The 26704-nt window shown below is 67.5% G+C and carries 24 protein-coding genes; 12 read left to right on the top strand and 12 right to left on the bottom strand.

Going from position 1 to position 26704, the window contains the following annotated elements; translation table 11 throughout:
• Nucleotides 1–24 precede the first annotated feature (24 nt).
• Nucleotides 25–1392 (top strand): chromate efflux transporter, encoded by a 1368-nt coding sequence (gene chrA, locus ACEYYA_RS12550; RefSeq protein WP_374801147.1) that lies wholly within the window; start codon nt 25–27, stop codon nt 1390–1392.
• On the opposite strand, the gene pdeM is transcribed toward chrA, so the two are convergent.
• Genes pdeM through ACEYYA_RS12530 form a run of 4 tightly spaced genes read right to left on the bottom strand, consistent with a single transcriptional unit; the run spans nt 1389 to nt 6950 of the window.
• The gene (gene pdeM, locus ACEYYA_RS12545; protein WP_374801145.1) at nt 1389–2012 is read right to left on the bottom strand and encodes a ligase-associated DNA damage response endonuclease PdeM; all 624 of its coding nucleotides are present in this window, start codon (nt 2010–2012) and stop codon (nt 1389–1391) included. The two genes, chrA and pdeM, sit on opposite strands and share 4 nt — an antisense overlap.
• Entirely contained in the window at nt 2009–4396 is a 2388-nt protein-coding gene (locus ACEYYA_RS12540; protein WP_374801143.1) for a ligase-associated DNA damage response DEXH box helicase, read from the bottom strand. Before ACEYYA_RS12540 ends, pdeM begins: the two co-directional genes overlap by 4 nt.
• Nucleotides 4393–5949 (bottom strand): cisplatin damage response ATP-dependent DNA ligase, encoded by a 1557-nt coding sequence (locus ACEYYA_RS12535; RefSeq protein ID WP_374801255.1) that lies wholly within the window; start codon nt 5947–5949, stop codon nt 4393–4395. Before ACEYYA_RS12535 ends, ACEYYA_RS12540 begins: the two co-directional genes overlap by 4 nt.
• 2 nt (nt 5950–5951) lie before the next feature.
• A complete protein-coding gene (locus tag ACEYYA_RS12530; protein WP_374801141.1) occupies nt 5952–6950 on the bottom strand; it encodes a ligase-associated DNA damage response exonuclease in 999 nt (332 codons plus the stop codon).
• Between the two features lie 129 nt (nt 6951–7079).
• Between ACEYYA_RS12530 and napF the strand changes: the two genes are divergently transcribed.
• The 8 genes from napF to ACEYYA_RS12490 are packed head-to-tail and all read left to right on the top strand — an operon-like array spanning nt 7080 to nt 13759.
• On the top strand, nt 7080–7667 hold the full coding sequence (gene napF, locus ACEYYA_RS12525; RefSeq protein WP_374801139.1) for a ferredoxin-type protein NapF: 588 nt from the start codon (nt 7080–7082) through the stop codon (nt 7665–7667).
• A gap of 50 nt (nt 7668–7717) precedes the next feature.
• Nucleotides 7718–7945, top strand: coding sequence for a chaperone NapD (locus ACEYYA_RS12520; RefSeq protein ID WP_374801137.1), 228 nt, complete (start codon nt 7718–7720; stop codon nt 7943–7945).
• Between the two features lie 2 nt (nt 7946–7947).
• Nucleotides 7948–10434, top strand: a complete 2487-nt coding sequence (napA, locus tag ACEYYA_RS12515) for a nitrate reductase catalytic subunit NapA (protein WP_374801253.1) — start codon at nt 7948–7950, stop codon at nt 10432–10434.
• A 36-nt stretch (nt 10435–10470) separates the two neighbouring features.
• On the top strand, nt 10471–11346 hold the full coding sequence (gene napG, locus ACEYYA_RS12510; protein WP_374801135.1) for a ferredoxin-type protein NapG: 876 nt from the start codon (nt 10471–10473) through the stop codon (nt 11344–11346).
• Nucleotides 11343–12245, top strand: a complete 903-nt coding sequence (napH, locus tag ACEYYA_RS12505; protein ID WP_374801133.1) for a quinol dehydrogenase ferredoxin subunit NapH — start codon at nt 11343–11345, stop codon at nt 12243–12245. Before napG ends, napH begins: the two co-directional genes overlap by 4 nt.
• Before the next feature lie 17 nt (nt 12246–12262).
• On the top strand, nt 12263–12721 hold the full coding sequence (locus ACEYYA_RS12500) for a nitrate reductase cytochrome c-type subunit (RefSeq protein ID WP_374801131.1): 459 nt from the start codon (nt 12263–12265) through the stop codon (nt 12719–12721).
• Between the two features lie 17 nt (nt 12722–12738).
• A complete protein-coding gene (locus ACEYYA_RS12495) occupies nt 12739–13443 on the top strand; it encodes a NapC/NirT family cytochrome c (protein ID WP_374801129.1) in 705 nt (234 codons plus the stop codon).
• A gap of 49 nt (nt 13444–13492) precedes the next feature.
• Nucleotides 13493–13759, top strand: a complete 267-nt coding sequence (locus tag ACEYYA_RS12490; RefSeq protein WP_374801127.1) for a hypothetical protein — start codon at nt 13493–13495, stop codon at nt 13757–13759.
• A 1510-nt stretch (nt 13760–15269) separates the two neighbouring features.
• On the opposite strand, the gene ACEYYA_RS12485 is transcribed toward ACEYYA_RS12490, so the two are convergent.
• The 4 genes from ACEYYA_RS12485 to ACEYYA_RS12470 all read right to left on the bottom strand — a co-directional run bounded on the left by ACEYYA_RS12485 (nt 15270) and on the right by ACEYYA_RS12470 (nt 20288).
• Nucleotides 15270–16229, bottom strand: coding sequence for a hypothetical protein (locus ACEYYA_RS12485; protein ID WP_374801125.1), 960 nt, complete (start codon nt 16227–16229; stop codon nt 15270–15272).
• Between the two features lie 487 nt (nt 16230–16716).
• On the bottom strand, nt 16717–18774 hold the full coding sequence (locus ACEYYA_RS12480; protein ID WP_374801123.1) for a methyl-accepting chemotaxis protein: 2058 nt from the start codon (nt 18772–18774) through the stop codon (nt 16717–16719).
• 164 nt (nt 18775–18938) lie between these two features.
• Nucleotides 18939–19742 (bottom strand): EcsC family protein, encoded by an 804-nt coding sequence (locus tag ACEYYA_RS12475; RefSeq protein ID WP_374801121.1) that lies wholly within the window; start codon nt 19740–19742, stop codon nt 18939–18941.
• Between the two features lie 60 nt (nt 19743–19802).
• Nucleotides 19803–20288 (bottom strand): GNAT family N-acetyltransferase, encoded by a 486-nt coding sequence (locus tag ACEYYA_RS12470; RefSeq protein WP_374801119.1) that lies wholly within the window; start codon nt 20286–20288, stop codon nt 19803–19805.
• A gap of 69 nt (nt 20289–20357) precedes the next feature.
• Here ACEYYA_RS12470 and ACEYYA_RS12465 point away from each other — a divergent pair, with 69 nt between their 5' ends.
• Nucleotides 20358–20960: a flavin reductase family protein gene (locus tag ACEYYA_RS12465; RefSeq protein WP_374801117.1), complete on the top strand. Its 603-nt coding sequence runs from the start codon at nt 20358–20360 to the stop codon at nt 20958–20960.
• Here the strand turns inward: ACEYYA_RS12465 and ACEYYA_RS12460 are convergent.
• Nucleotides 20935–21828, bottom strand: a complete 894-nt coding sequence (locus ACEYYA_RS12460; protein ID WP_374801115.1) for a DMT family transporter — start codon at nt 21826–21828, stop codon at nt 20935–20937. The two genes, ACEYYA_RS12465 and ACEYYA_RS12460, sit on opposite strands and share 26 nt — an antisense overlap.
• 169 nt (nt 21829–21997) lie before the next feature.
• Between ACEYYA_RS12460 and ACEYYA_RS12455 the strand changes: the two genes are divergently transcribed.
• Both ACEYYA_RS12455 and ACEYYA_RS12450 read left to right on the top strand, forming a co-directional pair.
• Nucleotides 21998–22861, top strand: coding sequence for an S-methyl-5'-thioadenosine phosphorylase (locus tag ACEYYA_RS12455; RefSeq protein WP_374801113.1), 864 nt, complete (start codon nt 21998–22000; stop codon nt 22859–22861).
• Nucleotides 22858–23391, top strand: coding sequence for an adenine phosphoribosyltransferase (locus ACEYYA_RS12450; RefSeq protein ID WP_374801112.1), 534 nt, complete (start codon nt 22858–22860; stop codon nt 23389–23391). Before ACEYYA_RS12455 ends, ACEYYA_RS12450 begins: the two co-directional genes overlap by 4 nt.
• Nucleotides 23392–23439: 48 nt before the next feature.
• Here the strand turns inward: ACEYYA_RS12450 and ACEYYA_RS12445 are convergent, their stop codons facing one another.
• Genes ACEYYA_RS12445 through ACEYYA_RS12435 form a run of 3 tightly spaced genes read right to left on the bottom strand, consistent with a single transcriptional unit; the run spans nt 23440 to nt 26618 of the window.
• Complete coding sequence (locus tag ACEYYA_RS12445; RefSeq protein ID WP_374801110.1) at nt 23440–24840, bottom strand: FAD-binding oxidoreductase; 1401 nt, start codon at nt 24838–24840, stop codon at nt 23440–23442.
• 3 nt (nt 24841–24843) lie between these two features.
• The gene (locus tag ACEYYA_RS12440; RefSeq protein WP_374801108.1) at nt 24844–25461 is read right to left on the bottom strand and encodes a glutathione S-transferase family protein; all 618 of its coding nucleotides are present in this window, start codon (nt 25459–25461) and stop codon (nt 24844–24846) included.
• Complete coding sequence (locus ACEYYA_RS12435; protein ID WP_374801106.1) at nt 25458–26618, bottom strand: GNAT family N-acetyltransferase; 1161 nt, start codon at nt 26616–26618, stop codon at nt 25458–25460. The genes ACEYYA_RS12440 and ACEYYA_RS12435 overlap by 4 nt, the downstream gene beginning before the upstream one ends.
• Nucleotides 26619–26704 lie beyond the last annotated feature (86 nt).

Genomic DNA, 26704 nt, shown 5'->3' with positions numbered 1-26704 from the left:
CGCGCAACCACAAAGGACGCCGCGATGACCGACCCCGCCTTTCCCAGCCTGCGTCAGGCCACCGCCGTCTGGGCGCGGATTGCGCTGCTGTCCTTTGGCGGCCCCGCCGGACAGATCGCGGTCATGCACCGCATCCTGGTGCAGGAACGCCGCTGGCTGGGCGACGGGCGGTTCCTGCATGCGCTGAACTTTTGCATGGTGCTGCCCGGCCCCGAGGCGATGCAACTGGCCACCTATATCGGCTGGCTGATGCACGGGGTGCGCGGCGCGCTGATCGCGGGCGGGTTGTTCATCCTGCCCGGCGTGATCTCGATCCTGGCTTTGTCCTGGGTCTATGCGATCTGGGGGCAGGTCAGCCTGGTCGCGGCGATCTTCCTGGGGCTGAAGGCCGCGGTGCTGGCGATCGTCGTGCAGGCGGTGATCCGGCTGTCGCGCCGGGCGCTGCGCAGTCGCGCGGCCTGGGGCATCGCCATTGCGGCGCTGATCGCGATTATGGCACTGCGGGTGCCATTTCCTGTGGTGATCGCCGCGGCGGCGCTGATCGGGCTGATCGGCGCGCAGGCCGGGTGGCGCGCGTTCCAGACGGGCGGCGGCGGCGGTCATGGCACGGCGGCGGCGACGGTCGAGGATGCCGCGACCCTGCTGGGCGATGACAGCACGCCACCGCCGGGCGCGCGCCGCGCCGCCACCCGCGCCGGGATCATCGCGCTGATCGCCTGGCTGGCACCGGTTGCCGCACTGCTGATCTGGCGCGGTCCCGGCGATGTCTTTGCCGACCTGGCGCTGTTCTTTTCCAAGATGGCTGTGCTGACCTTTGGCGGCGCCTATGCGGTGCTGGCCTGGGTCGCGCAAGAGGCCGTCGCCACCCACGGCTGGCTGCGCCCCGGCGAGATGCTGGACGGTCTGGGCATGGCCGAGACCACCCCCGGCCCGCTGATCATGGTGCTGCAATTCGTGGGCTTCATGGCCGCCCTGCGCGGCGCGGGCTGGGATCAGGCGCTGTGGGCGGGCACCTTGGGCGGGCTGCTGACCACCTGGGTCACCTTTCTGCCCTGTTTCGCGCTGATCTTTCTGGGCGCCCCGCACATGGAGGCGCTGCGCCAGAACCGCGCCATCGCCGCCGCGCTGTCGGCAGTGACGGCGGCGGTGGTCGGCGTCATCGCCAATCTGGCGATCTGGTTCGCCCTGCATGTGATCTGGACCAAGGTGCAGACCCACCAGATCGGCCCGCTACGGCTGGACCTGCCGGTGCCCGGATCGCTTGACCCGGCGGCGGCGGGGCTGGCGGTGCTGGCGATGGTTGCGGTCTTCGGGCTGCGGATGGGTGTCGCCTCGGTGCTGGCGATCAGCGCGGCGGCCGGGCTGGCGCTGCATCTGGCGGGGCTGGCCTAGCCGAAGGGAACCGGCACCGCGCGGCTGCCGCCCAGCAGCACCGCCCGGCCCGGCCCGACCAGATCACGCAGGAGTCCCGTGTCCGCATCCATGCCGCCGGTATAGCTGCCAAAGGCGGGCAGGATCAGATGGTCGCGCCCGATCAGAAAAGCCGCGCGCCGCCGCCCGGCAACCGTCACCTTGGGGTGGAAATGCCCCGACATGTCAGGCCCCGCCCCAGCCTGATGGCGAAGCGTGATGCCCGCCAGCGTGATCTGCGCCGGATCGTCGCCCGGATCGTGATTGCCGCCGATCCAGACCAGATCGCAGCGCGACGCCAGCCCGGCCAGCACCGCGCCATCCTCGGCCGACAGCTCACCCCGCGCCTGATCGTCGTCGAAACTGTCGCCCAGCAGGATCACCTGGCGGGGCGACAGGGCGGCGACCTCGGCCATCAGCCGGGCCAGCGTGTCGCGGTTATCGAAAGGCGGTAGCAACGCGCCGCCGCGCCGCGCCATCCGTCCGGCCTTGCCCAGATGCAGATCGGCCAGCACCAGCGCGCCCTGACCCGGCCACCACAGCCCACCCGAGGGCCGCGCGATCAGCCGCGCACCGGCGAAATCAAAGGCATATCCCGTCACGTCGCATCCGTTTCCAATCCGGCATCGGCCATCAGTCGCGCCGCCTCGGCCTCGATCAGGCGCTCCTCGCCCAAGCCCCGGATCGGCACCTTGCCCATTTCCAGCAGCAAGGGCGCGGCCAGCGGCGTGACATGCGGCGGGCGGGCGTGGACGATGCGCGGGCGCGCGGCCAGCATCTGCTCGATCCGGCCGAAATCCACAAGCCCGCGCATCGCCTGATCGGCGGTGATCCGCAGCAGCAGATGGTCGGGGTCATGGCGGCGCAGCGTGTCGTGGATGATGTCGCTGGAGAAAGTCGCCTGCTTGCCGGTCTTGCGCTGACCGGGAATGTTGCGCTGGATCAGCCCGGCGATGGTGGCGACCGACCGGAAGGTGCGCTTCATCACCGCGTTGTCGGCCAGCCAGTCCGCCAGCCCGTCGCGCAGCCCCTGCGCGGCCAGAAGCGCGGCGGGGTCATCCACGGCATCCAGCGACCAGATCAGCAGCGCGTAATCAGTGGCGACAAAGCCCAGCGGGCCAAGGCCCAGCACCTCCATCCTTCGGGTCAGCAACAGGCCCAGCGTCTGATGCGCATTGCGCCCGGCGAAACCGTACAAGCACAGATACTGCCGCCCACCGCGCGCAAAGGTTTCCACCGTCATCGTGCCGGGCGCGGGCAGCACCGACAGCCGCGCCTGAAGGGCCAACCAGTCGCGGGTATGGGCGGGCAGCGCGCCCCAGGCGTCGGGATTGCCGATCAGCGCCAGCACCCGTTCCGAAAGCTGGGTCGAGGTCGCCATCTTCACCCCGTTGAACACCGCGATCTTGGGGGTTTTCGCGGGCTGGGGCGTCACCTCAACCACCATGTCGCGCAGCCGGTCATAGCGCACCGTCTGGCCGCCGATCAGAAAGGTGTCGCCGGGGGTCAGGCTGGCGGCGAAACTTTCCTCGATCTCGCCCAAGGGCGCACCGCCGCGCGCGCCGCGCCGGACCTTCAGCACCTCGGGGTCGAAGATCGTGCCGATGTTCATGCGGATGGCGCGGGCGGCGCGGGGGTCGCGCAACTGCCACAGCCCGTCGCGCAGCAGCAGCCGCTGCCAGCGGTCATAGGCGCGCAGGGCATAGCCGCCGGTCGCGCAGAAATCGAGGCAAGCGTCGAAATCGGCGCGGGTCAGGCCGGCATAGGGGCCGACCCCGCGCACCTCATCGTAAAGCGCATCGGCATCGAACGGCCCGGCGCAGGCGGTCAGAAGGATCTGCTGGCACAGCACATCAAGGCCGCCCGGCGCGGGGCCTTCGCCATCCAGATCGCCCGCCGCCACGGCCTGAAGGGCGGCAACGCACTCGATCACCTCGAACCGGTTGGCGGGCAGGATCCGCGCCACCGAGGGCGCGTGATAGCGGTGATTGGCCCGGCCGATACGCTGCACCAGCCGCTTGACGTTCTTCGGCGCGCCGACCTGAATGACCAGATCGACATCGCCCCAATCAAGGCCAAGGTCCAGACTGCCGGTCGCCACCACGGCGCGCAGCCGCCCCTCGGCCATCGCGGCTTCGGTGCGGGCGCGGACGTCGCGCGCCAGGCTGCCGTGATGCAACCCGATCGGCAGGTTCTGATCGTTCACCGCCCACAGCGCCTGAAAGAACAGTTCCGCCTGGGCGCGGGTGTTGATGAAGACCAGCGTCAGCCGCGCGGCCTCGATCGCGGCCATCACGTCGCGGGCCGCGTAATGGCCGCCCGCCCCTGCCCAGGGCGGAGCCTGACGGGTGGGCAGCATGGCAATGTCGGGCGCGGGGCCGGGGTCGGCATGGACCAGCCGCGCCGCACCGACCCAGGCCGCCAGTGCCGCCGGGTCATCGACCGTAGCCGACAGCGCGGTCACCGTGATCCCCGGCGCCAGCCGCTTCAGCCGCGCCACGCCCAGCATCAACTGATCGCCGCGCTTGGATTCGGCCAAGGCGTGAACCTCGTCCACGATGATGCGGCGGGTGCTGGCGAAGATGCGCGGCGCCTCGGGGTAGGACAGCATCAGCGCCAGGCTTTCGGGCGTCGTCAGCAGGATCTGCGGCGGATCGACCCGCTGGCGGGCGCGGCGGGCGGGGCTGGTGTCGCCGGTGCGATCCTCGATGCGAATGGCCAGGCCCAGATCGGCCACCGGGCGGGCGAGGTTGCGGGCGATGTCATGGGTCAGCGCCTTCAACGGGCTGACATAGATCGTGTGCAGGCCGTCGCGCGGATCGGCCAGCAGGTCGGCCAGCGTCGGAAGGAAACCGGCCAGCGTCTTGCCGCCGCCGGTCGGCGCGATCAGCAGCGCATCGCCGGGCGCCAGCAGGTCAAGCTGATGGGCATGGGGCACCCAGCCCTGGGCGGCGAACCAGTCGCCAAGAGGTGCGGGCAGGCTCATGCGTCCAGCATCGCGATCAGGGTGGAAAGCTGGTCGGCCTCGGCCGCGGGCTTGTCGTCGCGGATGCGATTGATGCGGGGAAAGCGCATGGCGATGCCGGATTTGTGCCGGGTCGAGCGGTTCAACCCCTCGAAGGCGACCTCGACCACCTTCAGCGGCGCCAGGGCGCGCACCGGGCCGAAACGGTCGGTGGTATGGGCGCGCACAAAGCGGTCCAGCGCCTTCAACTCGTCATCGGTGAAGCCGAAATAGGCCTTGCCCACCGGCACCAGCGTGTCGCCATCCCAGACGCCAAAGGTAAAGTCGCTGTAAAAGCCCGACCGCTTGCCATGGCCACGCTGCGCATACATCAGCACCGCATCGACCAGCCGGGGATCGCGCTTCCATTTGAACCACGGCCCCTTGATGCGGCCCGCCAGATAGGCGCTGTCGCGGCGCTTGATCATCACGCCCTCGATCACCGGATCGGGCGGATCGGCGCGCAGGGCGGCAAGATCGTCCCAACTGGAAAAGCTCAGCTCGGGCGAGATGTCGATCATCGGCCCCAGGGGCGCGATCGCCGCCGCCAGAGCGGCCCGGCGCGCGTCATAGGGGCGGTCGCGCAGATCGGTGTCGTTCAGGATCAGCGCATCGTAAAGCCGCAGCCCGGCAGGGTGTGAGGTCAGCATCCCCGCCCCCACCGTCTTGCGGTTCAGCCGCTGTTGCAGATCACCGAAGCTGGCGATCTGGCCGTCACGCCGCACCAGCAATTCGCCGTCCAGCGCGCCGTCGAAATCCATCTGCGCGATGACATCGGGGAAGGCCGCGCTGATATCCTCGCCGGTGCGGGAATAGAGGCGCCGGGTGCCCTGATCGCTGACCGCCTGCACGCGGATGCCATCCCATTTCCATTCGGCGGCGTATTCGGCGGGGTTCAGATCGGCCAGGGCGGTCAGGTCGGTGGCGGTGGACAGCATCACCGGGCGAAAGGGCGCCAGCGCCGCCGATTGCGGGCGCGGCCCGCCCGCGGCCCAGTGAAACAGCGCCAGATAGGGGGGCGTCAGGCCGTGCCAGATTTCCTCGACCTCGGGCAGGGGCAGGCCGGACCAGGCGGCAAACCCCGCCCGCGCCAGCCGCGCCGAGACCCCGACGCGCAAGGCCCCGGTCGCCAGTTTCAGATAGGCATAGCGTTCCGAACCACCCAGGGCATCCAGCCGGGCGGCGATCAGCGCGGGCAGCGCGGATTTGGGCGTGGTCGCCAATTCGTCGATCACCTGCGGCAGAGGCGGGTCGTCGCTGCCGCCCTCGGGCCAGATCAGGGCGATGGTTTCGGCCAGATCGCCCACGAAATCATAGCTGTGGGCGAACAGTTCGGCATCGACCCGCGTGGTGACCAGACCCCGCAGCAGGCTGGGCGTGACCTGCCGCAGCCGCAGCTCGCCGGTCAGCGCGGCCAAAGCCAAGCCGCGCACCGGATCGGGCTGATGGGCGAAGAACTGCGCCAGAAGCCGTTCCTTGCCCAGCCGCTGTGGGGTAAAGGCCAGGCGTTCCAGCAGGTCGGCAAAGGCGCGCAGGCTCATTCGCTGTCGTCCTCATATCCGATCAGGTGCAGCGGGCGGGCGCGGCGTTGGTTCAGCGCGCACCAGCGGATCACGGCGTCCTCGCGGCCATGGGTGACCCAGACCTCGGCGGGGTTCAGTTCGGTGATGGTGCGGGTCAGGTCGGGCCAGTCGACGTGATCCGAGATGACCAGCGGCAGTTCCACCCCACGTTGGCGGGCGCGGGCGCGCACCTGCATCCAGCCCGAGGCAAAGGCGATCACCGGGTCGGGGAACCTTTGCGCCCAGGTCGCCGCAAAGGCCGAGGGCGGGGCGATGACGATGGCGCCGGCGAAGTCGCCCTTGCGGCCACGTTCGGCGGTCGCGGGGCGCAGGTCGCCCAGCGGCACGCCCTGGCTGATGTGGTAATCGCACAGCCGTTGCAGCGCGCCATGGATGTGGATCGGCGCGTCCCAGCCCGCCTGCCGCAGCGCCATGATAACCCGCTGCGCCTTGCCCAAAGCATAAGCGCCGATCAGATGCGACCGTTCGGGAAAGGCCGCGACACTGGCCAGCAGGCGGGCGATTTCATCGCGCGGGTCGGGGTGGCGAAAGACGGGCAGGCCAAAGGTCGCCTCGGTCACGAAGATGTCGCAGGGCACCGGCTCAAAGGACGCGCAGGTGGGGTTCGGAGCGCGCGCGTAATCGCCCGACACCACGATGCGCTGCGCACCCTGGGTCACGGCGATCTGCGCCGATCCAAGCACATGCCCCGCCGGGTGAAAGCTGACCGTGACACCGCCGATGCGCACAGGACCATCGGCCACCTGCCGCTGACCGGTGAAATCCGCGCCATAGCGGATCGCCATGATGTCCAGCGTCTGCGCCGTGGCCAGAACCGCGCCATGGCCCGCGCGGGCGTGATCGGCATGGCCATGGGTGATCAGCGCCCGCGCGACGGGCCGCACCGGGTCAATGAAGAAATCGCCTGAGGGGCAATAAAGGCCTTCGGGGCGGGGGGTCAGCAGCGGGGTCATGGCGGCGCTTTGCACGAGAACAGGCAGGAAACGCAGGGCGCGCGGAAATGGTTGCAGCGCCCGCGCCGTGGCGCAAGCGTCACGCCGTCGACACGGCGGCCACGCGACGGTCGTCATTCTGGCCCAGTGATGCTAAGATCGCTGCAATGTAGCCAGTCCTTCAGCCACAGCGCCATGACCAGCACCGCCGCCCGCCCAGACGACGCCCGCAGCCGCCGCAACTTTCTGCGCGGACGCTTTCGGCGTCTGGACAGCGACGCGATGCGCCCGCCGCAGGCCGTGCCGGGGATGGAGGACATCTGCACCGGCTGCGCCGATTGCGCCCGCGCCTGCCCGCAGGGGATCATCGTCATCGGCACCGACCGCCGCCCGCTGGTCGACCTGCGGCGCGGCGAATGCACCTTTTGCGGCGATTGCGCGCGGGCCTGCCGGTCAGGCGCACTGGATCCCGAGGGGCCATTGAACTGGCCATGGCGGGCGCAGATCTCGGACCGGTGCATCTCGGTGCAGGGGACGACCTGCCGGGCCTGCGACGACAGTTGCGATGCCCGCGCGATCCGGTTTCGACTGATGACCGGCGGGCGGTCGATCCCGATCGTTGACTTTTGTCAATGCACCGGCTGCGGCGCCTGTGCGACGGTTTGTCCCACAGCGGCGATCGGTTTTGGTCGCCCGGCCCAGCAAGACGGCACCAAAGACAGCAAGGCGAAGGCATGAATATCTGCGGCTGCGTGATTCACCTGGCCCCGGCGCACCGGGAGGCCGGCATGGCGGCATTGGCGGCCATGGACGGCGTTGAAATCCACGGCGCGGGCGACGATGGCCGGCTGGTCGTGGTGGTCGAGGATACCGCCACCGACACCGCATCCGCCATCATCATGGCCATGCACCAGATCCCCGGCGTGCTGTCGGTCACGCTGAATTACCATCACTTTGAAGACCTGTCGCCGCCGCGCGGCCCTGCCAACCATCAAAGCCCGAGGACAGACGCATGAGCATGTCAGAATCCCGCCGCACCTTCCTGAAGGCCACCGCCGCCGCCAGTGCCGCCGCCGCCGCCGGTGTGCCGCTGATCGCAGGCCAGGCCGCCGCCCAGGTCGCCGCCCCCGATATCCGCTGGGACAAGGCCCCCTGCCGGTTCTGCGGCACCGGCTGTTCGGTGCTGGTCGGCACCAAGGATGGCCGCGTCGTCGCGACCCAGGGCGACCCCGATGCCCCGGTGAACCGTGGCCTGAACTGCATCAAGGGCTATTTCCTGTCGAAGATCATGTATGGCAAGGACCGCCTGACCACGCCGCTGCTGCGCAAGCGCGGCGGCGTCTATGACAAGAACGGCGATTTCGAGCCGGTGTCCTGGGACGAGGCCTTCGACGTCATGGCCCAGAAATGGAAAGAGGCTTTGGCCAAGAAAGGCCCCACCTCGGTCGGGATGTTCGGTTCGGGCCAGTGGACGGTGTGGGAGGGCTATGCCGCCTCGAAGCTGATGAAGGCCGGGTTCCGGTCGAACAACCTTGACCCGAATGCCCGGCACTGCATGGCCTCGGCCGTGGTCGGCTTCATGCGCACCTTCGGCATCGACGAGCCGATGGGCTGCTATGACGACCTGGAGGAAGCCGACACCTTCGTGCTGTGGGGCAGCAACATGGCCGAGATGCACCCGATCCTGTGGTCGCGTCTGACCGACACCCGCCTGACCAAGCCGGGCTGCGAGGTGCATGTGCTGTCGACCTATGAACACCGCAGCTTCGAGCTGGCCGACAATGGCATGGTGTTCACGCCGCAGACCGACCTGGCGATCCTGAACTACATCGCCAATTACATCATCCAGAACGATGCGGTGAACTGGGATTTCGTCAACAAACACGTCAACATCACCCGCACCGAAACCGACATCGGCTATGGCCTGCGCCCCGAACATGCGCTGCAACAGGCCGCCGCGAACCCCGACAAGGGCGACCTGACCCCGATCAGCTTCGAGGACTATGCGGCATCCGTCGCGGAATACACGCTGGAAAAGACCGCCGAACTGTCCGGCGTGCCCGCCCATCAGCTTGAGCGGCTGGCCCAGCAATATGCCGATCCGAACCGCAAGGTGATGTCGCTGTGGACCATGGGCTTCAACCAGCACACCCGCGGGTCGTGGGTGAACAGCCTGTGCTATAACGTGCATCTGCTGACCGGCAAGATCTCGCAGCCGGGTAACAGCCCGTTCTCGCTGACCGGGCAGCCCAGTGCCTGCGGCACCGCGCGCGAGGTTGGCACCTTCTCACACCGCCTGCCCGCCGACATGGTGGTGACGAACGAGGATCACCGCAAGCATACCGAGGAAATCTGGCAGGTGCCCTATGGCACGATCCCGGAAAAGCCCGGCTTCCACGCCGTGTTGCAGCACCGGATGCTGAAGGATGGGGTGCTGAACGCCTATTGGGTGCAGTGCAACAACAACATGCAGGCCGCCCCCAACATGAACGAGGAAGGCCTGCCCGGTTATCGCAACCCGGAAAACTTCATCACCGTGTCCGACCCCTATCCGACCGTCACCGCGATGGCCGCCGACCTGATCCTGCCCACCGCGATGTGGGTGGAAAAGGAAGGCGCCTATGGCAATGCCGAACGCCGCACGCAGTTCTGGCGCCAGCAGGTTGCCGCCCCCGGCGAGGCCCGGTCGGACCTGTGGCAGTTGATGGAGTTCGCCAAGCGCTTCACCGTGGATGAGGTCTGGGGCGCCGAGCTGGTGGCGAAAAAGCCCGAACTGGCTGGCAAGACGCTGTATCAGGTGCTGTTTGAAAACGGCGTGGTCAACAAGTTCCCGGCGACCGAAGTGGCCGAGGGCTTCCACAACACCGAAAGCGAACATTTCGGCTTTTATGTGCAAAAGGGCCTGTTCGAGGAATACGCGACCTTCGGGCGCGGCCACGGGCATGACCTGGCCGATTTCGACACCTATCATCAGGTGCGCGGCATGCGGTGGCCGGTCGTCGATGGCAAGGAAACGCTGTATCGGTTCCGCGAAGGCTATGACCCCTATGTCAAGCCGGGCGAGGATGTCAGCTTCTATGGCCACAAGGACAACAAGGCCAAGATCATCGCCGCCCCCTATGAGCCGCCGGCCGAAAGCCCGGATGCCGAGTTCGACCTTTGGCTGTCGACCGGCCGGGTGCTGGAGCACTGGCATTCGGGGTCGATGACGCGGCGGGTGCCGGAACTGCACCGGGCCTTCCCCTCGGCCGTGGTGTTCATGCATCCCGACGATGCCGCCGAACGCGGTCTGCGGCGCGGGCAAGAGATCAAGATTTCCAGCCGTCGCGGCGAAATGCTGTCGCGTCTGGAAACGCGCGGCCGCAACAAGCCGCCGCGCGGGCTGGTGTTCGTGCCGTGGTTCGACGAGGCGCAGCTGATCAACATGCTGACGCTGGATGCGACCTGCCCGCTGTCGAAGGAAACCGACTACAAGAAATGCGCCTGCAAGGTCGAGCGCGCGTAACGCGCGCCCGATCCGGCGCCTGATCATCGGCCAGCCATGCCCAAAGCCACGCCCACCGCCGCGCTGCCAGCCAAGCCTGTGCGCCAACCCGACCGCCGCCGGTTCCTGACGGATACCGCGCGGCTGGCCGGGGGCTGTCTGCTGGCCGGGGCCGGGCTGGCCTTTCTGGCGCGCGACGCGCGGGCCTTGCCCGCCGATGCGCTGCGACCGCCGGGCGCACTGCCCGAGGATGCGTTTCTGGCCGCCTGCATCCGCTGCGGCCTGTGCGTGCGCGACTGCCCCTATGACACGCTGTCGCTGGCCGAACTGGGCGCGGATGGCCCGGCCACCGGCACGCCGTTCTTCACCGCCCGCGCCATCCCGTGCGAGATGTGCGACGACATTCCCTGTGTCGCCGCCTGCCCCACCGGCGCGCTGGACCCCGCCCTGACGAATATCGACGACGCCCGCATGGGCACGGCGGTGCTGGTCGATCAGGAAAACTGCCTGAACTTTCTGGGGCTGCGCTGCGACGTCTGCTATCGCGTCTGCCCGGTGATCGACCAGGCGATCACGTTGGAAATGTCGCATAACCCGCGATCGGGCCACCATGCGATCTTCGCGCCCACCGTCCATGCCGACCACTGCACCGGCTGCGGTCTGTGCGAGAAAAGCTGTGTCCTGCCCGAGGCCGCGATCAAGGTGCTGCCGGTGCGGCTGGCGCGTGGCGCGCCGGGCGAACATTACCTGAAGGGCTGGGAAGAAAAGGATCGAAAGGGCGGGCCGGTCGTCGACGGTCTGATCGACCGCCCCGACGCGCGTCTGCCCGAGGGCGCGCCGATGCCGCCCTCGCTGGTGCCCTCACCGCAGGATCTGCCGGCGGATGTGCCGGACTTTGCCCCGACCTTCCAACTGCCGGGGGGGCGTCCATGAAGCCCAGCACCCGCAACCCGACCGCAGCCGAAGCGATCGCCGTGAAAGGCTGGCTTGGCGCGCATCGCTTTCTGATCCTGCGCCGCGCCAGTCAGGCGTTCTTTCTGCTGCTGTTCCTGCTGGGGCCGTGGTTCGGCATCTGGTGGGTTAGCGGCAATCTGGCCGGGTCGCGCACGCTGGACGTGCTGCCACTGACCGATCCCCTGGTGCTGCTGCAAGGCATCCTGGCCGGGCATTGGCCGGCCGCGACCGCGCTGATCGGCGCGGGTATCGTGCTGGCGGTCTATGCGCTGATCGGCGGGCGGGTCTATTGCTCCTGGGTCTGCCCGATCAACCCCGTCACCGATGCCGCGCATTGGCTGCATGTCCGGCTGGGCCTGCCAAAGGGCTGGCAGCCCAAGCGCGCCACGCGGCTGTGGCTGCTGGGCGCGGCGCTTGCGGCCTCGGCCGCGACCGGCGTCATCGCCTGGGAACTGGTCAACCCGATCACCATGCTGCATCGCGGGCTGGTCTTCGGCATCGGTTTCGCCTGGGCGCTGGTGGTGCTGGTCTTTCTGTTCGATCTGCTGATCGCACGGCGCGGCTGGTGCCAGCATCTGTGCCCTGTCGGCGCGTTCTATGGGCTGATCGGCAGCAAAAGCCTGCTGCGCGTCAGCGCCGCCCGCCGCGCCGCCTGCGACGACTGCATGGATTGCTATGCCGTCTGCCCAGAAAACCACGTCATTTCCCCGGCGCTGAAGGGCAAGGACGGCGACACCCCGCTGATCCTGTCGCCCGACTGCACCAATTGCGGCCGCTGCATCGATGTCTGCGCGGTCGACGTCTTCCGCTTCACCCATCGTCTTGACGCGCGGATCATCCCCGCGGCGTCCCCCACGCGCAGCGACCACGCCGCCTGAAACAACGGAGAACCCAGATGAAACTGCCGGTCCTTGCGGGAATATCTGCCCTGACCCTTGCCCCTGCCCTGCTGGCGCTGACCCTGACCGGACCCGTGCTGGGCCAGGCCACGGGCGAGGTGCGCAGCCTGCGCGGCGCCGATCTGGACCAGACCGTGCCGCTGGATGACATCCACCAGCAGATCGAAGGCCGCATGGGCCGCAACTATCGCCAGCAGCCGCCGCTGATCCCGCACTCGGTCGACCAGTATCAGATCGACATGCGCACCAATCAGTGCCTGGCCTGCCACGACTGGACCAAGGCCGGCGAGCGCGGCGCGCCCACGCTGTCGATGACCCATTATCAGGATCGCAAGGGCAACCAGCTTGACACCGTCGCCGGCACCCGCTGGTTCTGCAACCAGTGCCATGTGCCGCAGGCGAATGCGCCGGAACTGGTCGGCAACGACTTCCGCGCCTCGACCGGATCGAATTAAGCAGGAAGGGCAACGATATGGCCGATCACAACCAACAGCCCCGCCGCGGCTTCCTGCGCCGCCTGTGGGACGCTTTCTGGAGCCCGACCGCCGTCCTCAGCACCGGCTTTCTGCTGATCGCCGGTTTCATCGGCGGCATCCTGGTCTGGGGTGGCTTCAACTGGTCACTGGAAGCCACCAACAGCGAGGAGTTCTGCACCTCGTGCCACACGATGCAGGTGAACCTGGGCGAGTACCGCGACACCGTGCATTACAACAACCACTCGGGCGTGCGCGCAATCTGTTCGGATTGCCATGTGCCGCATGAATGGCAGCACAAGGTCAAGGCCAAGATCATGGCCGTGAAGGACGTCTACCACGAGATCGTCGGCACCATTTCGACCCCCGAGAAATATGAGGAACACCGGCTGGCGATGGCCTCGGCGGTGTGGGCCAAGATGAAGGCCTCGGACAGCCGCGAATGCCGCAACTGCCATGCGTTCGAGTTCATGGATTTCACCATCCAGGAAAAGCGCGCGGCACAGGCCCACCAGCGTGCCATCGACACCAAGATGACCTGCATCGACTGCCACCAAGGCATCGCGCACCGCCTCGCGCCCGGATATCTTGAGGAATATCAGCGCGTTGTCGATGATCTGGTGGAACGCGGCCGGATCCCGGCACATCAGGCCACCGACAACACCGCCGCCGTCCGCAGTTATCTGGGCACGGCGTCCAACTGATCTGACCGGCGGGCCTGTGCGCCCGCCGCTGACAAGAAGGAACCATGGGATGCTGAACATCCTTGATTTTCTGGGGACCGTGGGCGGCAATATCCTTAGCCTGCCGGGAATCCTTGGGCTGGGGCTGGGGATGATGACCCGCAACTGGCTGCTGGCGGCGCTGATGGGCGCCACGATCGGCGCGCTGCAAACGCTGGTGTTCCATCATTTCGATCTGGCGGCGATCTTCGCCTATGAGCTGGTGATCGCCATCGCCGTCGGCATCATCTTCGCGCTGCTCGGCTGCGCCATCCGCCACCGCGGCGCGACCGTCTGACGCCGCGCCTCGCCGCAGAACAGATGCGGGGCAGCCCTGCCGCCCCGATCTTCCGCAACCCGGTGATCGCGCGACCGAAGGTCGGCGGGAGGGCGTCCCCCCGCCGGGGTAACCCCGCTGGTGCGGGTGCTTCGGGGCGTCGCACGGCCGTTTCGCATGTCGGCCCGCGATCGTCCGAACAGCGGTCCTCGCGCCTCGGCCACCAGCGAAGCGGCGGTATCGCGCAGCGCCCGGCCCTGCATCTGGCCACCCGAGCGCCGGAATGACGCCCCGGCTGGGCTGGCAACCTTCAGCCGCAGGGGAGTCATTCCGCCAGCACACGACGTCCGGCCAGCGCTGTCAGGTGGCGCGCATCACACAGCCGATCAGTGAAGACCCGGCCAGCGCTGTCCACCCATCCGAAATGGCCCGAGGTCGCCTCAATGCCATCGGACGTCCCCTTCGCGCGCTGGACGCGCGGGCACCTTGCGCGCTGCGCACGAAGATGGCGTCATCACAAGGCGATGGGGGCCGTCGGAGTGTCGCCGGCCAGGCCACAGCCCGCCCGCCCGCCCAATCCAGGCGAACCGCACGTGACTGCGCTGGAACAGCCTCGACCGCCCGCCATCGCTCCGCACGAGCGACGTGGCCGCACCGATTGAGTATCATATGGTCAGGCACCAAGTCCGGTCACGCCGGGGAACATGCCGGTCCAAGCGACAGGCGACTGATCATTCGTTGCAATCAAGCCAAGCGGATCAAACGCCGGACTTTTGGCTAGGCCGTCGGACAATGAGACCCACAGTAGCGCAGCCTCGGCCTACCCCCCACGCCTCGGCACCTCTCGGCACCGATGGTTATCTATCAGGCCGAACCAAGCTCCATCGGGGACCATCATCGTCAAGCGGCAGGCATGACCAAGCCTGCGCCCATTGAGCAAGGCAAACGACACTCCCGATGGTCTGCCGCGCCATCCGTCCATGGAACTTCACGAATCGCGCGCGCTTTGCCTGTGCGTCAACAGTCCGCGGCGCCGTTCACGCAGTCAGTGCCCGGGGGCCCAGTCCGGCCAAATCTGGGGAACCGGCGCCGCCAATCGGCAGGCGACTGGCCATACAGTCGCCGTCAAGCAACGCGGACCAAACGCCGGACTTTTGGCTACGCCGTCGGACAATGAGACCCACAGCCGCGCGGCCTCAGCCTGCCATCCGCACCTCGGCACCGATGGCGTAGTTTGCAGGACGAACCAAGCCCCATCGGGACCATTGCTCTCGGTCGGCATGACCAAGCCCGTACCATCACGCCAGGCCAACGACGCGCCGATGGTCGGCCACGCCATCCGCCCATGGAACTTCACGAACCGCTCGAACTTGGCTTGTGCGTCAACAGGCTGCGGCGTCGATCACGCAGCCAGTGGCCAAGTTCCAAGTCCGCCCAAACTGGAGGAACAGGCCCCGTGAAGCGGCAGGCGACTGGCCATCAGTCGCTTTAAGGCCGCGCGGCCCGCGTCTGTCACGCATTGACGGGGGCATCAGACGAAGCCCGCCCGATCCGAACCGGCAGGCGGCAGGCTGCGGCGGTGTTTCTTGAAGGCCGCGATCATGCGCGGGATGCGATCGGCCTTGCCGCGTTGGGTCAGGTGACGCTCCATCACCTGCCGGAACAGGAAGATGCGCTTGCGGTCGCGCATCGCGGTATAGAACCAGTCGGCGTCCAGCGTGCCATCGACGGCGCGCTGCATGATCTCTTTCAGGCGGCCCATGCGGCGCAGCGCGAGGGCGCTTTTGTGACCGACGTTAAAGCATTTCAGCGGCTGAATGGCCCGCATCGGCAGCAGGTCGACGTGGCGGCGGTCGGGGATGACGAAGGGGTCGTAGACGACCCAGACGTTGCCCGCACCGGCCAGGTGGTCGCCCGCATGGCTGCGCGGCAACGTCCAATCCTGTTCGCGGCCGCGTTGAAAGCGCCCCTCCCACGGGGCGTAATCGGCATGCAGCGTTGCCTGCGGGCTGAAGGCCAGTACGTTGCAACCCGGGGCCAGATCCGCAAACGCCAGCGCGGCAAAGCCGCCCATCGACGTGCCAGCCAGGGTGACGCGGCGGTGGCGCGCGAACAGGCCTTGGTCACGCAGCGCCTCAAGCTGGGCGATGATACGGGCGTCGCGATACCATGTCGGGCCTTGGGCATGGACGCCAAGGTGGTTCCAGCCACGGTCACGAATGAACTTGCCGCCCCATGCCTCAATGTCAAAGCCGGGATGCCCGGCAGCCGACAGGTTGTCGAAGGTCACCAGCAGGGTATCACTGCCCCTGTCGACAAAGCTGAGCGCGTGGGCGCCAAGCTTTCGGTAAAAGCCGTCGCAGGGACCGGCGGGAAAGATTTCGCGATAGAAGTTCGGCACCCGTTCAGCCACGGGTTCTGCGGCCCCGTCAGCCGTTGCCTGCGCAGCCGGTGTCGGCGCGTCATCGTCGAAATCTTCGGTGTCGGACACGATTTTTCCAGTCTTTCCTTCGCTAAGGACATGCCGTGATGTGGCCCAGCCGGGGTAGTCGGGTCAAGGTGCGATGGCGACGAAGCCTGGCCGGATGGCGCGACACGCGCGGTCCGTGCCGGGGCCAGACGTCCCCTTCCCGATTCTGCGCCAAGGCCCGGCGCGGACCCTGCGCGCGCCCGGACTGCCGTCGGAGCGGGAACGGGGCGGCCAAAGGGTCACGCCAAAATCCGTTCATCTTCAAAGCCCGCGCGTCAGAAGGGCAATCTTGCGGTGAGGCCGCGCGCTGCAACGCCGCGGAAAGACATGGACTGATGAATGCGACGCCACAGAACCTCGGCGCGACATAGACCGATGAGCAAAGTCGCATCTTCAGCCCGCCTTGGCGCAGGGCAAAGACGGGGCAGCGATGTCGCTGCCCCGCCCGTTCTTCATCTCTGCCCCATTCGCCATCCATACTGAAGGACCAGCGTGGCGGGGCATCACCTCAAGCGGCCATTCCGGCGTCGTGGCCGTAGCCGCTGCTGCTGGCATCGGCGGGAAGGCGGAACCGGCCCACGGTGTCGCGCAGATCGTTGACCTGCTGCGACAGGGCCAGGGTCGACGAGCTGGTCTCGGACACCATCGCGGCATTCCGCTGGGTCGCCTGATCCAGCTGGGTGACGGCGATGCTGATTTCCGAGATCCCGGTCGATTGCTCGCGCGCCGAGGCTGCGATCATCGACACATGCTGCGAGATGTCGCTGACCGCCGCAACGATGGCGCGCAACGTCTCACCGGCCTCGCCGACCAGTTCGGCACCGCGCGTGACCTGAAGGCCGGATTGCGAGATCAGCCCGTTGATCTCACGCGCGGCTTCGGATGACCGCTGCGCCAGTGCCCGGACCTCGGAGGCGACGACGGCGAAGCCGCGCCCTGCCTCACCCGCGCGGGCGGCCTCGACGCCGGCGTTCAGCGCCAGCAGGTTGGTCTGGAAGGCGATGTCGTCGATCACGTCGATGATCGTGGCAATCTTGCGCGACGAGGCCTCGATCTGGCCCATCGCATTGACGGCCTCGGTTACCACGGCGTTGCTTTCCTCGACCCGGTGACGGGTTTTCTGCACGATCTGGTCAGCCTGGGCCGCGCCTTCGGCGGCGGATTTCACCGAAGCCGTCAGCTCGGTCAGCGCGGCCGAGCTTTCCTCAAGCGTGGCGGCGTTGGTTTCGGTGCGATGGGCGAGTTCGCCCGCACCTTCGCTGATGTCATGGACCAGTGAGAACACGGCATCCGCGCCATGACGGGTGCGGGCGACCAGATCGGCCAGGTTGCGCCGCGCGGCCTCGGCATCGGCCAGCACCTCACCGGGGCGACCGCTGCGATCGACGACGATGGCCTGCGACAGGTTGCCGACCGCCAGCTGGCCAAGCGCCTGACCGATGCTGTCAAAGGTGGCCTCAAGGCTGGCCAGCATCTCATTCATGCCGCCACCGATTCGCTTGCCGGTCTCATAGGCCGGGTCAAAGGCGACACGCGCCGTCAGATCGCCGGCCTTGGCCTGTTCGACAGTCCGTTCGACCTGCGCCTGGAACAGCTTGGCCCGCTCGCTTTCGGCGACCTGCTCGGCCATGCGCTGCTGTTCGCGTTCGGCCATCTGCATCGCCTCATGTGCGGCGCGCTGCTGTTCGTCGGAGAGACGGCGTGCTTCTTCGGCGCCGCGCTGAACCTCTTCGGACAGACGGACGGCCTCGAACGACTTGTCGCGGAAGATCGCGGTTTCGCGGGCCATATCACCGATTTCGTCGCGGCGATCCTCACCCGGAATCGGAGTGACGTTTTCACCCTGGCCCAGACGCTTCATCGCGTCACGAAGCGCTGACATCGGCCCCAGGATCTTGCGGAACATCACGAAGCCCGACAACAGCGCCATCAGCACCGACACCGCCGCCGCGCCGATCGCAATCAAGGTCCACATTTCTTCGTTGGCCTGGACCTTGGCCAGGATCGTGTCAAAACGGCCTTCGACCGCCCCGATGAAGTCGTTCATCGGCGCGACGATATCCGCCTTGTAGCTGTGATAGGATTCGGAATGCAGCAGATTGCGCGCCAAGGTCGGGTCAGGAATGCCGTTGACGGTGTAATTCCCGGCACTGTCGGCGAACACACCCTTCACGGCATTCATCGCCTGCACTTCCAGTGCGACCAGGCCATCGGAATTGTCCTGCGCCTGTTTCAGCAGGGCAAACTCATCATCCGTGAAGCCCGCATCCTTCATCAGATCGGTCAGCGGGCGGGTCACGCCGCTGTCCTCGGCCGCCGGTCGACCGGCGGCGACGAAATCCCAGTAGATGCGATGGTAATTCGCCGGTCGCTCTTTCTCGCCGTTCCGGATCGCCAGAATGTCCAGGTATTGCTGTTCAAACTTGGCATCGCCGGTGATGACGTAGGTGCGCGCCAGGCGCGTCAGATCATCGCTGGATTGGCGCAGTTCATCCACCAGAAGGTAGGAGTGATACCGCGCCTCCTCGACAACGCTCATCTCATGTGCGGCGCGATCCAGCATCATCGTTCCGCCTGCCGCGGTGATTGCCGCCGCCACTGCAAGGCCGGCCGTGATCTGGCCGAGCCATCGAATTGTTCCTGTTCCGCCGGTCACGAAAACCTCCTGCATTGCGAATCATGACTTCGGGTCACGTTCGCAGCAAAGGTTTGACAAAGACTTAAGCCGGATCAGGCGCGGCGGGCGCGTTTGCGGGCCTCAAGGGCACGAATCCGGCTTTGCAGCGCCTCGATCAGCACTTCGCGCGGCAAACCGGTCTCATCTGCAAGGCGCAGCAGGCCGAAGTGCACCCGCGCCATCTGCTGATAATAACGCGTAAAACTGTAATTGATCGACGCGCCGGCGACTGCCCCCAGCACGGGCGCCGATTGCGCGGCCAGTTTCTGACCGATCACCGCAGCCAGTCGCGGGGCGATTCGGGCGATCAGCGCCTGAAGGCTGTGGCCCGTGACGGTCAGCCGCGCGGCCAGCAGGCCAAGATCGGTGCCGTCGTCATCGGCCATCGGACCGGCACTGGCAAAGACGCGCAAGGCCTCGGCGCGGGTGGCGGGATCTGCGGGGTCCAACCCGTGTTCGGCGGCGATCCCCAGGATGGTGCGCAGCAGAACGGTGATCGTCACCGGCAATTCGGCCATCGCACCGGCGATGCCGACCGCCCCTCCGGCCGCGCCGATGGCCGAAACCACCGCCCTGTTCACCCCATCGGCAAAGCCGCCGCGCGGGGGCGCGACCGTGCCCGCCGCCGCAAGCGCGCCATGCAGCGCAGCGCGGACCGTATCGTCCAGGCGGTCACGCACCGGGCCGGGCAAACGCGCCAGCAACGTTTCGGCGCTGCCGCCGACATAGGCGAGGATGTCCATACCCAGACCGCCGGCCCGCACATAGCGATGGGCCAGCCGGTCCAGCGTGGCGTGAACCGTGGGGTCGGTGATCGGCGGCAGCACGATCTGGGGCGGGGCGGGTTGGTGCGGCATCGCGGCCTCGTTCAACTGCGGACCCAGATCATATGGGGTCGCGGCGCGCCCGCGAAAAGGTCAGGCGGCCTTTTCGACCAGGCCGGTCACGCCAGCCCAGGCGCCCGGCGTCAGCTCCAGCCCCAGCACGCGGTCGGGGTTGGTCGGCGGCGGCATCACCACGCCGTCCAGCCGCGAAAAGCCGAAGCGCCGGTAATAGGGCGCGTCACCGACCAGCATCACGCGATCCCAGCCGTCGCGCACCGCCTGGGTCAGGCTTTCGTGAATCAGCAGGCCGCCCAGCCCCTCGCCCTGGTGGGTGGGATGCACGGCGACCGGGCCCAGCAGCAGCACCGGCAGCCCAGCCACGCGCACTGGCCAATAGCGGATCGCGGCCGCGACCGCACCATCCTGATCGCGCAAGACCAGACACAGCGCCGTCACCGGGTCCACCCCGTCGCGCAGGCGATAGGATGACAGCGCGGTGCGGCCCGGCGCGAAACAGCTATCCAGCAGCGCCTCGACCTCGTGCCAGTCGTGGGGCGTTTCCTCTGCCAGATGATACATGCGCGCCTCCTGCCTTGGCAGGCGGTTAACATGGGCTTATGTCGGTTTCAAACCGCGAAAGGACGCGCCATGTTCTACCGCCCCGAGGACGGCCACGGCCTGCCGCACAACCCCTTCAACGCGCTTGTCGCGCCGCGCCCGATCGGCTGGGTGGCGACGCGCGGCCAGATGGGCGACAACCTCGCACCCTATTCGTTCTTCATGGCGGTCGCCTATGACCCGCCGCAGGTCATCTTCGCCTCGACCTCGGCCAAGCCGGACCGGGCCGGCGGCAAGGACAGCCTGGCGCAGATCGTGGAAAGCGGTGTGTTCGCGGTCAGCCTGCCGCGCATCGATCATTTGGCGGCGATGAACGCGACCTCGGCCCCGGCGGCGGCCGGCGTGGATGAGTTCGCGCTTGCCCGCGTGCCCAAGGCCGAATGCACCAGCATCAACTGCCCGCGCGTGGCCGATGCGATCACCACGCTGGAATGCCGACTGGTGCAGGTCGTGGCCCTGCCGGGTGAGGCGAACTCGCTGATCATCGGCCAGGTCACGGGCGTGCATATCGCCGATGACTGCCTGAAGGATGGGCTGGTAAGGCTGCCCGACGGCGGGCTGATCGCGCGCATGGGCTATCGTGACTATGCCGCGATCACCGAAACCTTCACGCTGGCCCGACCGGCTGATTAACCTGCCGATTGACACGCCGCGACCGCAGCAGTGTGAACAGGCCCGATCCGACGATCAGCACCGATCCGGCGATCATCGCGGCGTCGATCCGTTCGTCAAAGACCAGCACGCCCAGGGCGATGGCAAAGACCAGCCGGGTATAGCGGAAGGGGGCGATCACGCCGACCTCGCCCATGCGCATGGCAGCGGTCAGCATCAGATAGGCGGCCACGCCGACCACCGTCGCCGCCGCCAGTCGCAGCGCATCGCCGGTGCTGGGCATAAGCCAGGCCTCGCCCCAGAACACGGCCAGCATCAGCCCCGAGGCGACCAGCATCGCAAAGCCGTAAAACCCCAGCACTGCATGGGACAGGCCGCGCGGCGCCGCCCGTGTCGCCAGATCGCGCCCGGCAAAGCCCAGCATCCCGATCACGGCAAAGACCGACGCCATGTTGAATCCCGCACCCCAGGGCCGCAGCACGATCAGCACCCCCAGAAAGCCAAGGCAGATCGCCAGCCACCGTCGCCAGCCCACCCGCTCGCCAAAGATCGCCGCCGCACCCAGTGTCACCACCAGGGGTGTCGCCTGAAGGATGGCCCCGGCGCTGGACAAAGGCGACAGCGCGATCGCCAGCGTATAGCCTAGCCGCCCCGCGATCTCGGCCACCGCGCGCCAGGCCATCGCCGGATGCCGCACGGCGGCGGGCAGCAACGGCTCGCCCCGCCAAAGCGCCATGGCGGCGCAAATCACCGTGCCGCCCAGACCGAAGATCACCAGCACCTGCGCCACCGGCAGATGCGCGGTCACCGCCTTGATCCACATGTCTTCCAGCGCGAATAGGCCCATGCTGGCCACCATCAGCACCGCACCAAGGGCATTGCCCGACATGCCCATTCTCCTGGTCCAAATATCTGCGGGGGGACGATCGGCGGCGGCGATCGGGGGCAGCAGCCCCCGCCGACCTTGCCCCGTTCCAGCACGCCAACACAAGCCGCTTTAGCCTTTTCCTTGGCCGCGCCAGCCCCTAACCTGCGCGCGTTTGCAAAGGGGCCAGATCATGCTGGGAATCATCGGCGGTTCGGGGATTTACCAGATCGCGGGCCTTCAGGACGCGCGCTGGCACAGCGTCGACACGCCCTTTGGCGCGCCCTCGGATCAGATCCTGACCGGGAGGCTGGGGCAGACAGACATGGCCTTCCTGCCGCGCCACGGACGCGGCCATGTGCAAACCCCGACCAGCGTGAATTACCGCGCCAATGTCGCCGCGCTGAAGATGCTGGGGTGCAGCCATGTCGTCGCCGTCTCGGCCGTGGGCAGCCTGCGCGAGGATTACCGCCCCGGCGATATCGTGCTGGTCAACCAGTTCATCGACCGCAGCTTTGCGCGCGACAAAACCTTTTTCGGACCCGGCCTGGTCGGCCATGTCAGCCTGGCCGATCCGGTCTGCGCCGCGCTATCGGATGCGCTCGCGGCGGCCGGTGCCGGGCTGGACGTCACCATCCACCGCGGCGGCACCTATCTGGCGATGGAGGGGCCGCAGTTCTCGACCCGGGCCGAAAGCCAGCTTTACCGATCCTGGGGATGCAGCGTGATCGGCATGACCGCCATGCCCGAAGCCAAGCTCGCGCGTGAGGCAGAGCTTTGCTACGCCACCCTCGCCATGGTCACCGATTACGATTGCTGGCACGAAGATCATGCGGATGTCGATGTGGCGCAGGTGGTGGCGACGATGCAGGGCAATGCCCAGGCCGCCCGCGCGCTGATCGCCGCCCTGCCCGCCCACCTTCCCGCCCACCCCTGCCCGCAGGGCTGTGATCGCGCGCTGGATCACGCGATCATGACCGCCCCCGACAAACGCGACCCCGAAATGATGACCCGCCTGGAGGCGATTGCCGGGCGGCTGTGGAAAGGCCCGCAATGACCCGCGACATCAAGGATTACATCCGCACCATCGTCGATTTCCCCAAACCCGGCATCCTGTTCCGCGATGTGACCACGCTGTTCGCCGATGCGCGCGGCTTTCGCATGGCCATCGACCAGCTGCTGCAACCCTATGCCGGGCTGAAGATCGACCGCGTGGTCGGGCTTGAGGCGCGCGGCTTCATCCTGGGCGGTGCGGTCGCGCATCAGCTTTCGGTCGGTTTCGTGCCGATCCGCAAAAAGGGCAAGCTCCCCGGCCCGACCATCAGCCAGGCCTATACGCTGGAATACGGCGAGGCGGTGATGGAGGTGCATGACGATGCCATCCAACCCGGCGAACGGGTGCTGATCGTCGATGACCTGCTGGCCACCGGCGGCACCTGCGAGGCCGGAATCAAGCTGGTCGAACGCCTGGGCGCGCAGGTGGTGGGTTGCGCCTTTGTCATCGACCTGCCCGACCTGGGCGGCCGCGCCCTGCTGGAGCGGCTGGGGATGCAGGTTCACGCCCTGGCGTCGTTCGAGGGTGACTGAGCTCGCGTGAGTATTTGTTCAAAGAGGAAAATGCCATTTCCTCTTTGTCTAAATACTCAAGACCGCGCCGGGGTTCATGATGCCGCTGGGATCAAGCGCCTGCTTGATGGCGCGCATCGCCGCCAGCCGGGTGGGGTCGGCACTGGCGGCCAGTTCGGCGGCCTTCAACCGCCCGATGCCATGTTCGGCAGAAATCGACCCGCCGCGTTCCAGCACCATCTGATGCACGATGCCGGTCAGTTCGGCGCGGATCGGGTCGTATTCGGCCCGGTTGCGGCCCGGTGCGGGGAAGAGGTTGAAATGCAGGTTACCGTCGCCCAGATGGCCGAAGCAATTGATGCGCAGGTCTCGGCCTTCGGTCAGGCGGGCGGTGGCGGCGGCGATGAAATCGGGCAAGTCGGACAGCGGCAGGGCGATATCGTGGCTGGCAATCGCGCCGATCTTGCGGTTCGCGGCGGGGATATCCTCGCGCAGGTGCCACAGCGCGGCGCGCTGCGTGTCGGATTGCGCGATGATGCCGTCATCGGCCAGCCCCGCCTCGGCGGCGTCGGCAAAGATCGCCTCAAGGATCGCCGTCGCCGGGCTGCCCTTCGGCAGGCCCAGTTCGATCAGCGCCATCCAGGGCGGGGTGGCGGCAAAGGGCGGATTGTGGGGGATATCCGCCTCGGCCAGAAAGGCCAGACCCTGACCCGAGATCAGTTCAAAGGCGCTGATGCAGCCCCCGGCATGGACATCGGCCAGGGCCAGCAGCTCCAGCGCGGCTGACGGGTCGCGCACAACCATCAGAGCGGTGGCGGTTTCCGCGGGCGGCGTGACCAGGCGCAGGCTGGCGGCGGTGATCAGGCCCAGCGTGCCCTCGGCCCCGATCAGCAGGTGGCGCAGGTCGTAACCGGTGTTGTCCTTGCGCAGCCGTTTCAGCCCATTCAGGATGCTGCCGTCGGGCAGCACGGCCTCGATCCCCAGCACCAGATCGCGGGTGTTGCCCCATCGCAGCACGTTCACCCCGCCCGCATTGGTGGACAAAAGCCCCCCCAGTTGCGCGCTACCCTGTGAGGCGAGCGCGAGGGGGAACATCCGCCCCGCATCCTCGGCGGCGGTGCGGATCTCGGTCAGGGTGACGCCGGCCTCGGCGATCAGGGTGTTTTCGCGGGGATGACTGGCGCGGATGGCGCGCATCCGTTCAAAGCTGACGATCAGCGGCGCGGGGCCGGTCGGCATCACCGATCCGGCCACCAGCCCGGTGCCGCCGCCGCGTGGCAGGATGGCGACCTGCGCGGCGGCGCAGGCGCGGGTGATCGCGGCGGCGTCCTGCACATTGCGCGGGCAGGCCACGAAGGCCCCCTGCCCCAGATGGCGGCCGCGCGGCTCATCCAGGTCGCGCGGCTCGGCCGGGCGGATCAGGCCGTCGGGCAGGGTCGCCACAAAGGCGGTATCGGCGGGGTTCAGCACAGCCTAGCCTTTTTGCATCGCCGCCATCGCGGCATCGTCGGCGGCATTGGCGCGGGCCAGGGCCGGGCGGGCCATGCCGCGCGCGACATAGGCCTGAAACGCGGGGCGGGCCGCGATGGTGCCGAACTGCATCCCCCAGGCCAGATGCGACCCCAGATAGACATCCGCCGCGCTGAACTGGCCGGTCACATAGTCCCTGCCTTGCAGCATCTGATCGACCGCATCCAGCGTCGTCTCAAGCGTGTCATAGCCGACCATGCCGCGCCGATCCTGCGGCACCTGAACGCCAAGCGCCTGATTGACGACCGCCTGTTCCAGCGGACCCGCTGCAAAGAACAGCCAGCGATAGTAATCGGCCCGGTCATCCGGCACAGGGGCGAGGCCCGCCTGCGGAAAGGCATCGGCCAGATAGGCGCAGATCGCCGCCACCTCAGTCACGGTGCGCCTGCCATGGACGAGGGCGGGCACCTTGCCCATCGGATTGATGGCGCGATAGGCCGGGGCCTTCATCGCGCCGTCATAACCCAGGTATTCGACCTGATAGGGCTGGCCGATTTCCTCCAGCATCCAGCGGGCGATGCGGCCCCGCGACATCGGGTTGGTATACAGCGTCAGTGTCATGTCTGATCCTGAAGGGGGCCGCGGCGGAACGGGCCATAGGCGGTCAATACCTCGATATCCTGCCCGACCGCCTGACGTTCCGCCAGAAGGTAATCGGCAACCGCGCGGCGCAGGCCGGGATGGGCGATGTAATGCAGCGAATGGGTCGCCACCGGCAGATAGCCGCGCGCCAGCTTGTGATCGCCCTGCGCGCCCGCCTGCACCCGAGCAAGGCCATGGGCGATGGCCCAGTCGATCGCCTGATGATAGCAAAGCTCGAAATGCAGGAAGGGGTGATCCTGCACGGCGCCCCAATAGCGGCCGAACAGATCCTGCCGCCCGATCAGGTTCAGCGCCCCCGCGACCGGCCGGCCACCCTGGCGGGCCAGCACGATCAGGCAGTCATCCGCCAGATGCTGCGCCGCCAGATCAAAGAAGGCCCGCGTCAGATAGGGGCGGCCCCATTTGCGCGCGCCGGTGTGCTGGTAGAACCCCCACATCGCATCCCAGACCGGGGCGGTGATCTGGTCGCCGGTCAGCACCTCGATCTGGCCGCCAAAGGACTGCGCCTCGGCCCGTTCGCGGCGGATCGCCTTGCGCTTGCGCGCCGCCATCGTCGACAGGAAATCGTCGAAATCGCGGTAGCCGGCGTTCGTCCAGTGGTATTGCTGGCCAAGCCGCACCAGCCACGGTTCGGGCGCGCGCGCGGGCTCATCGGCGGTGCAGAAGGTCACATGGGCCGATGACAGGCCGTTGCCCGTGGTCAGATCGGCCAGCGCCGCCAGCAGCGGCGCGGGGTCGTGGCCGGGGCGGGTCAGCAGGCGGCGGCCCGGCACCGGGGTGAAGGGCACGGCGGCTTGCAGCTTGGGGTAATAGCTGCCACCGGCGCGGTCAAAGGCCTCGGCCCAGGGCTGGTCAAAGACATATTCGCCCTGGCTATGCGATTTCAGATACAGTGGCATCACGCCCACCAGCCGCCCGCCGTCGCGCAGCGTCAGGTGGTGGGGTGCCCAGCCGGTGCCCGACCCGACCGAGCCAGAGCCCTCGAGCGCGGAAAGGAAGCGGTGCGTAGTGAACGGGTCCAGCGGGCGGCCGCCATCTGCTGTCTCGGGGCAGGCGCAGGCATCCCAGTCGGCGGGGTCGATGTCCGCAATGGCATGGGTCAGGCTGATGTCCATCTGTCGCAGGGGGGGGGGGGGGGGGAGGGGAAACAACAACGAAGGTCCCCCAAAACAAAAAAAAAAAAAAAAAAAAGAAAAAAACC

This window comes from Paracoccus zhouxuedongae, assembly GCF_041927815.1.
Lineage (GTDB): Bacteria > Pseudomonadota > Alphaproteobacteria > Rhodobacterales > Rhodobacteraceae > Paracoccus.
Note: the sequence above shows the minus strand (reverse complement) of the source record. Positions and strands in the feature narration are given on the sequence as shown.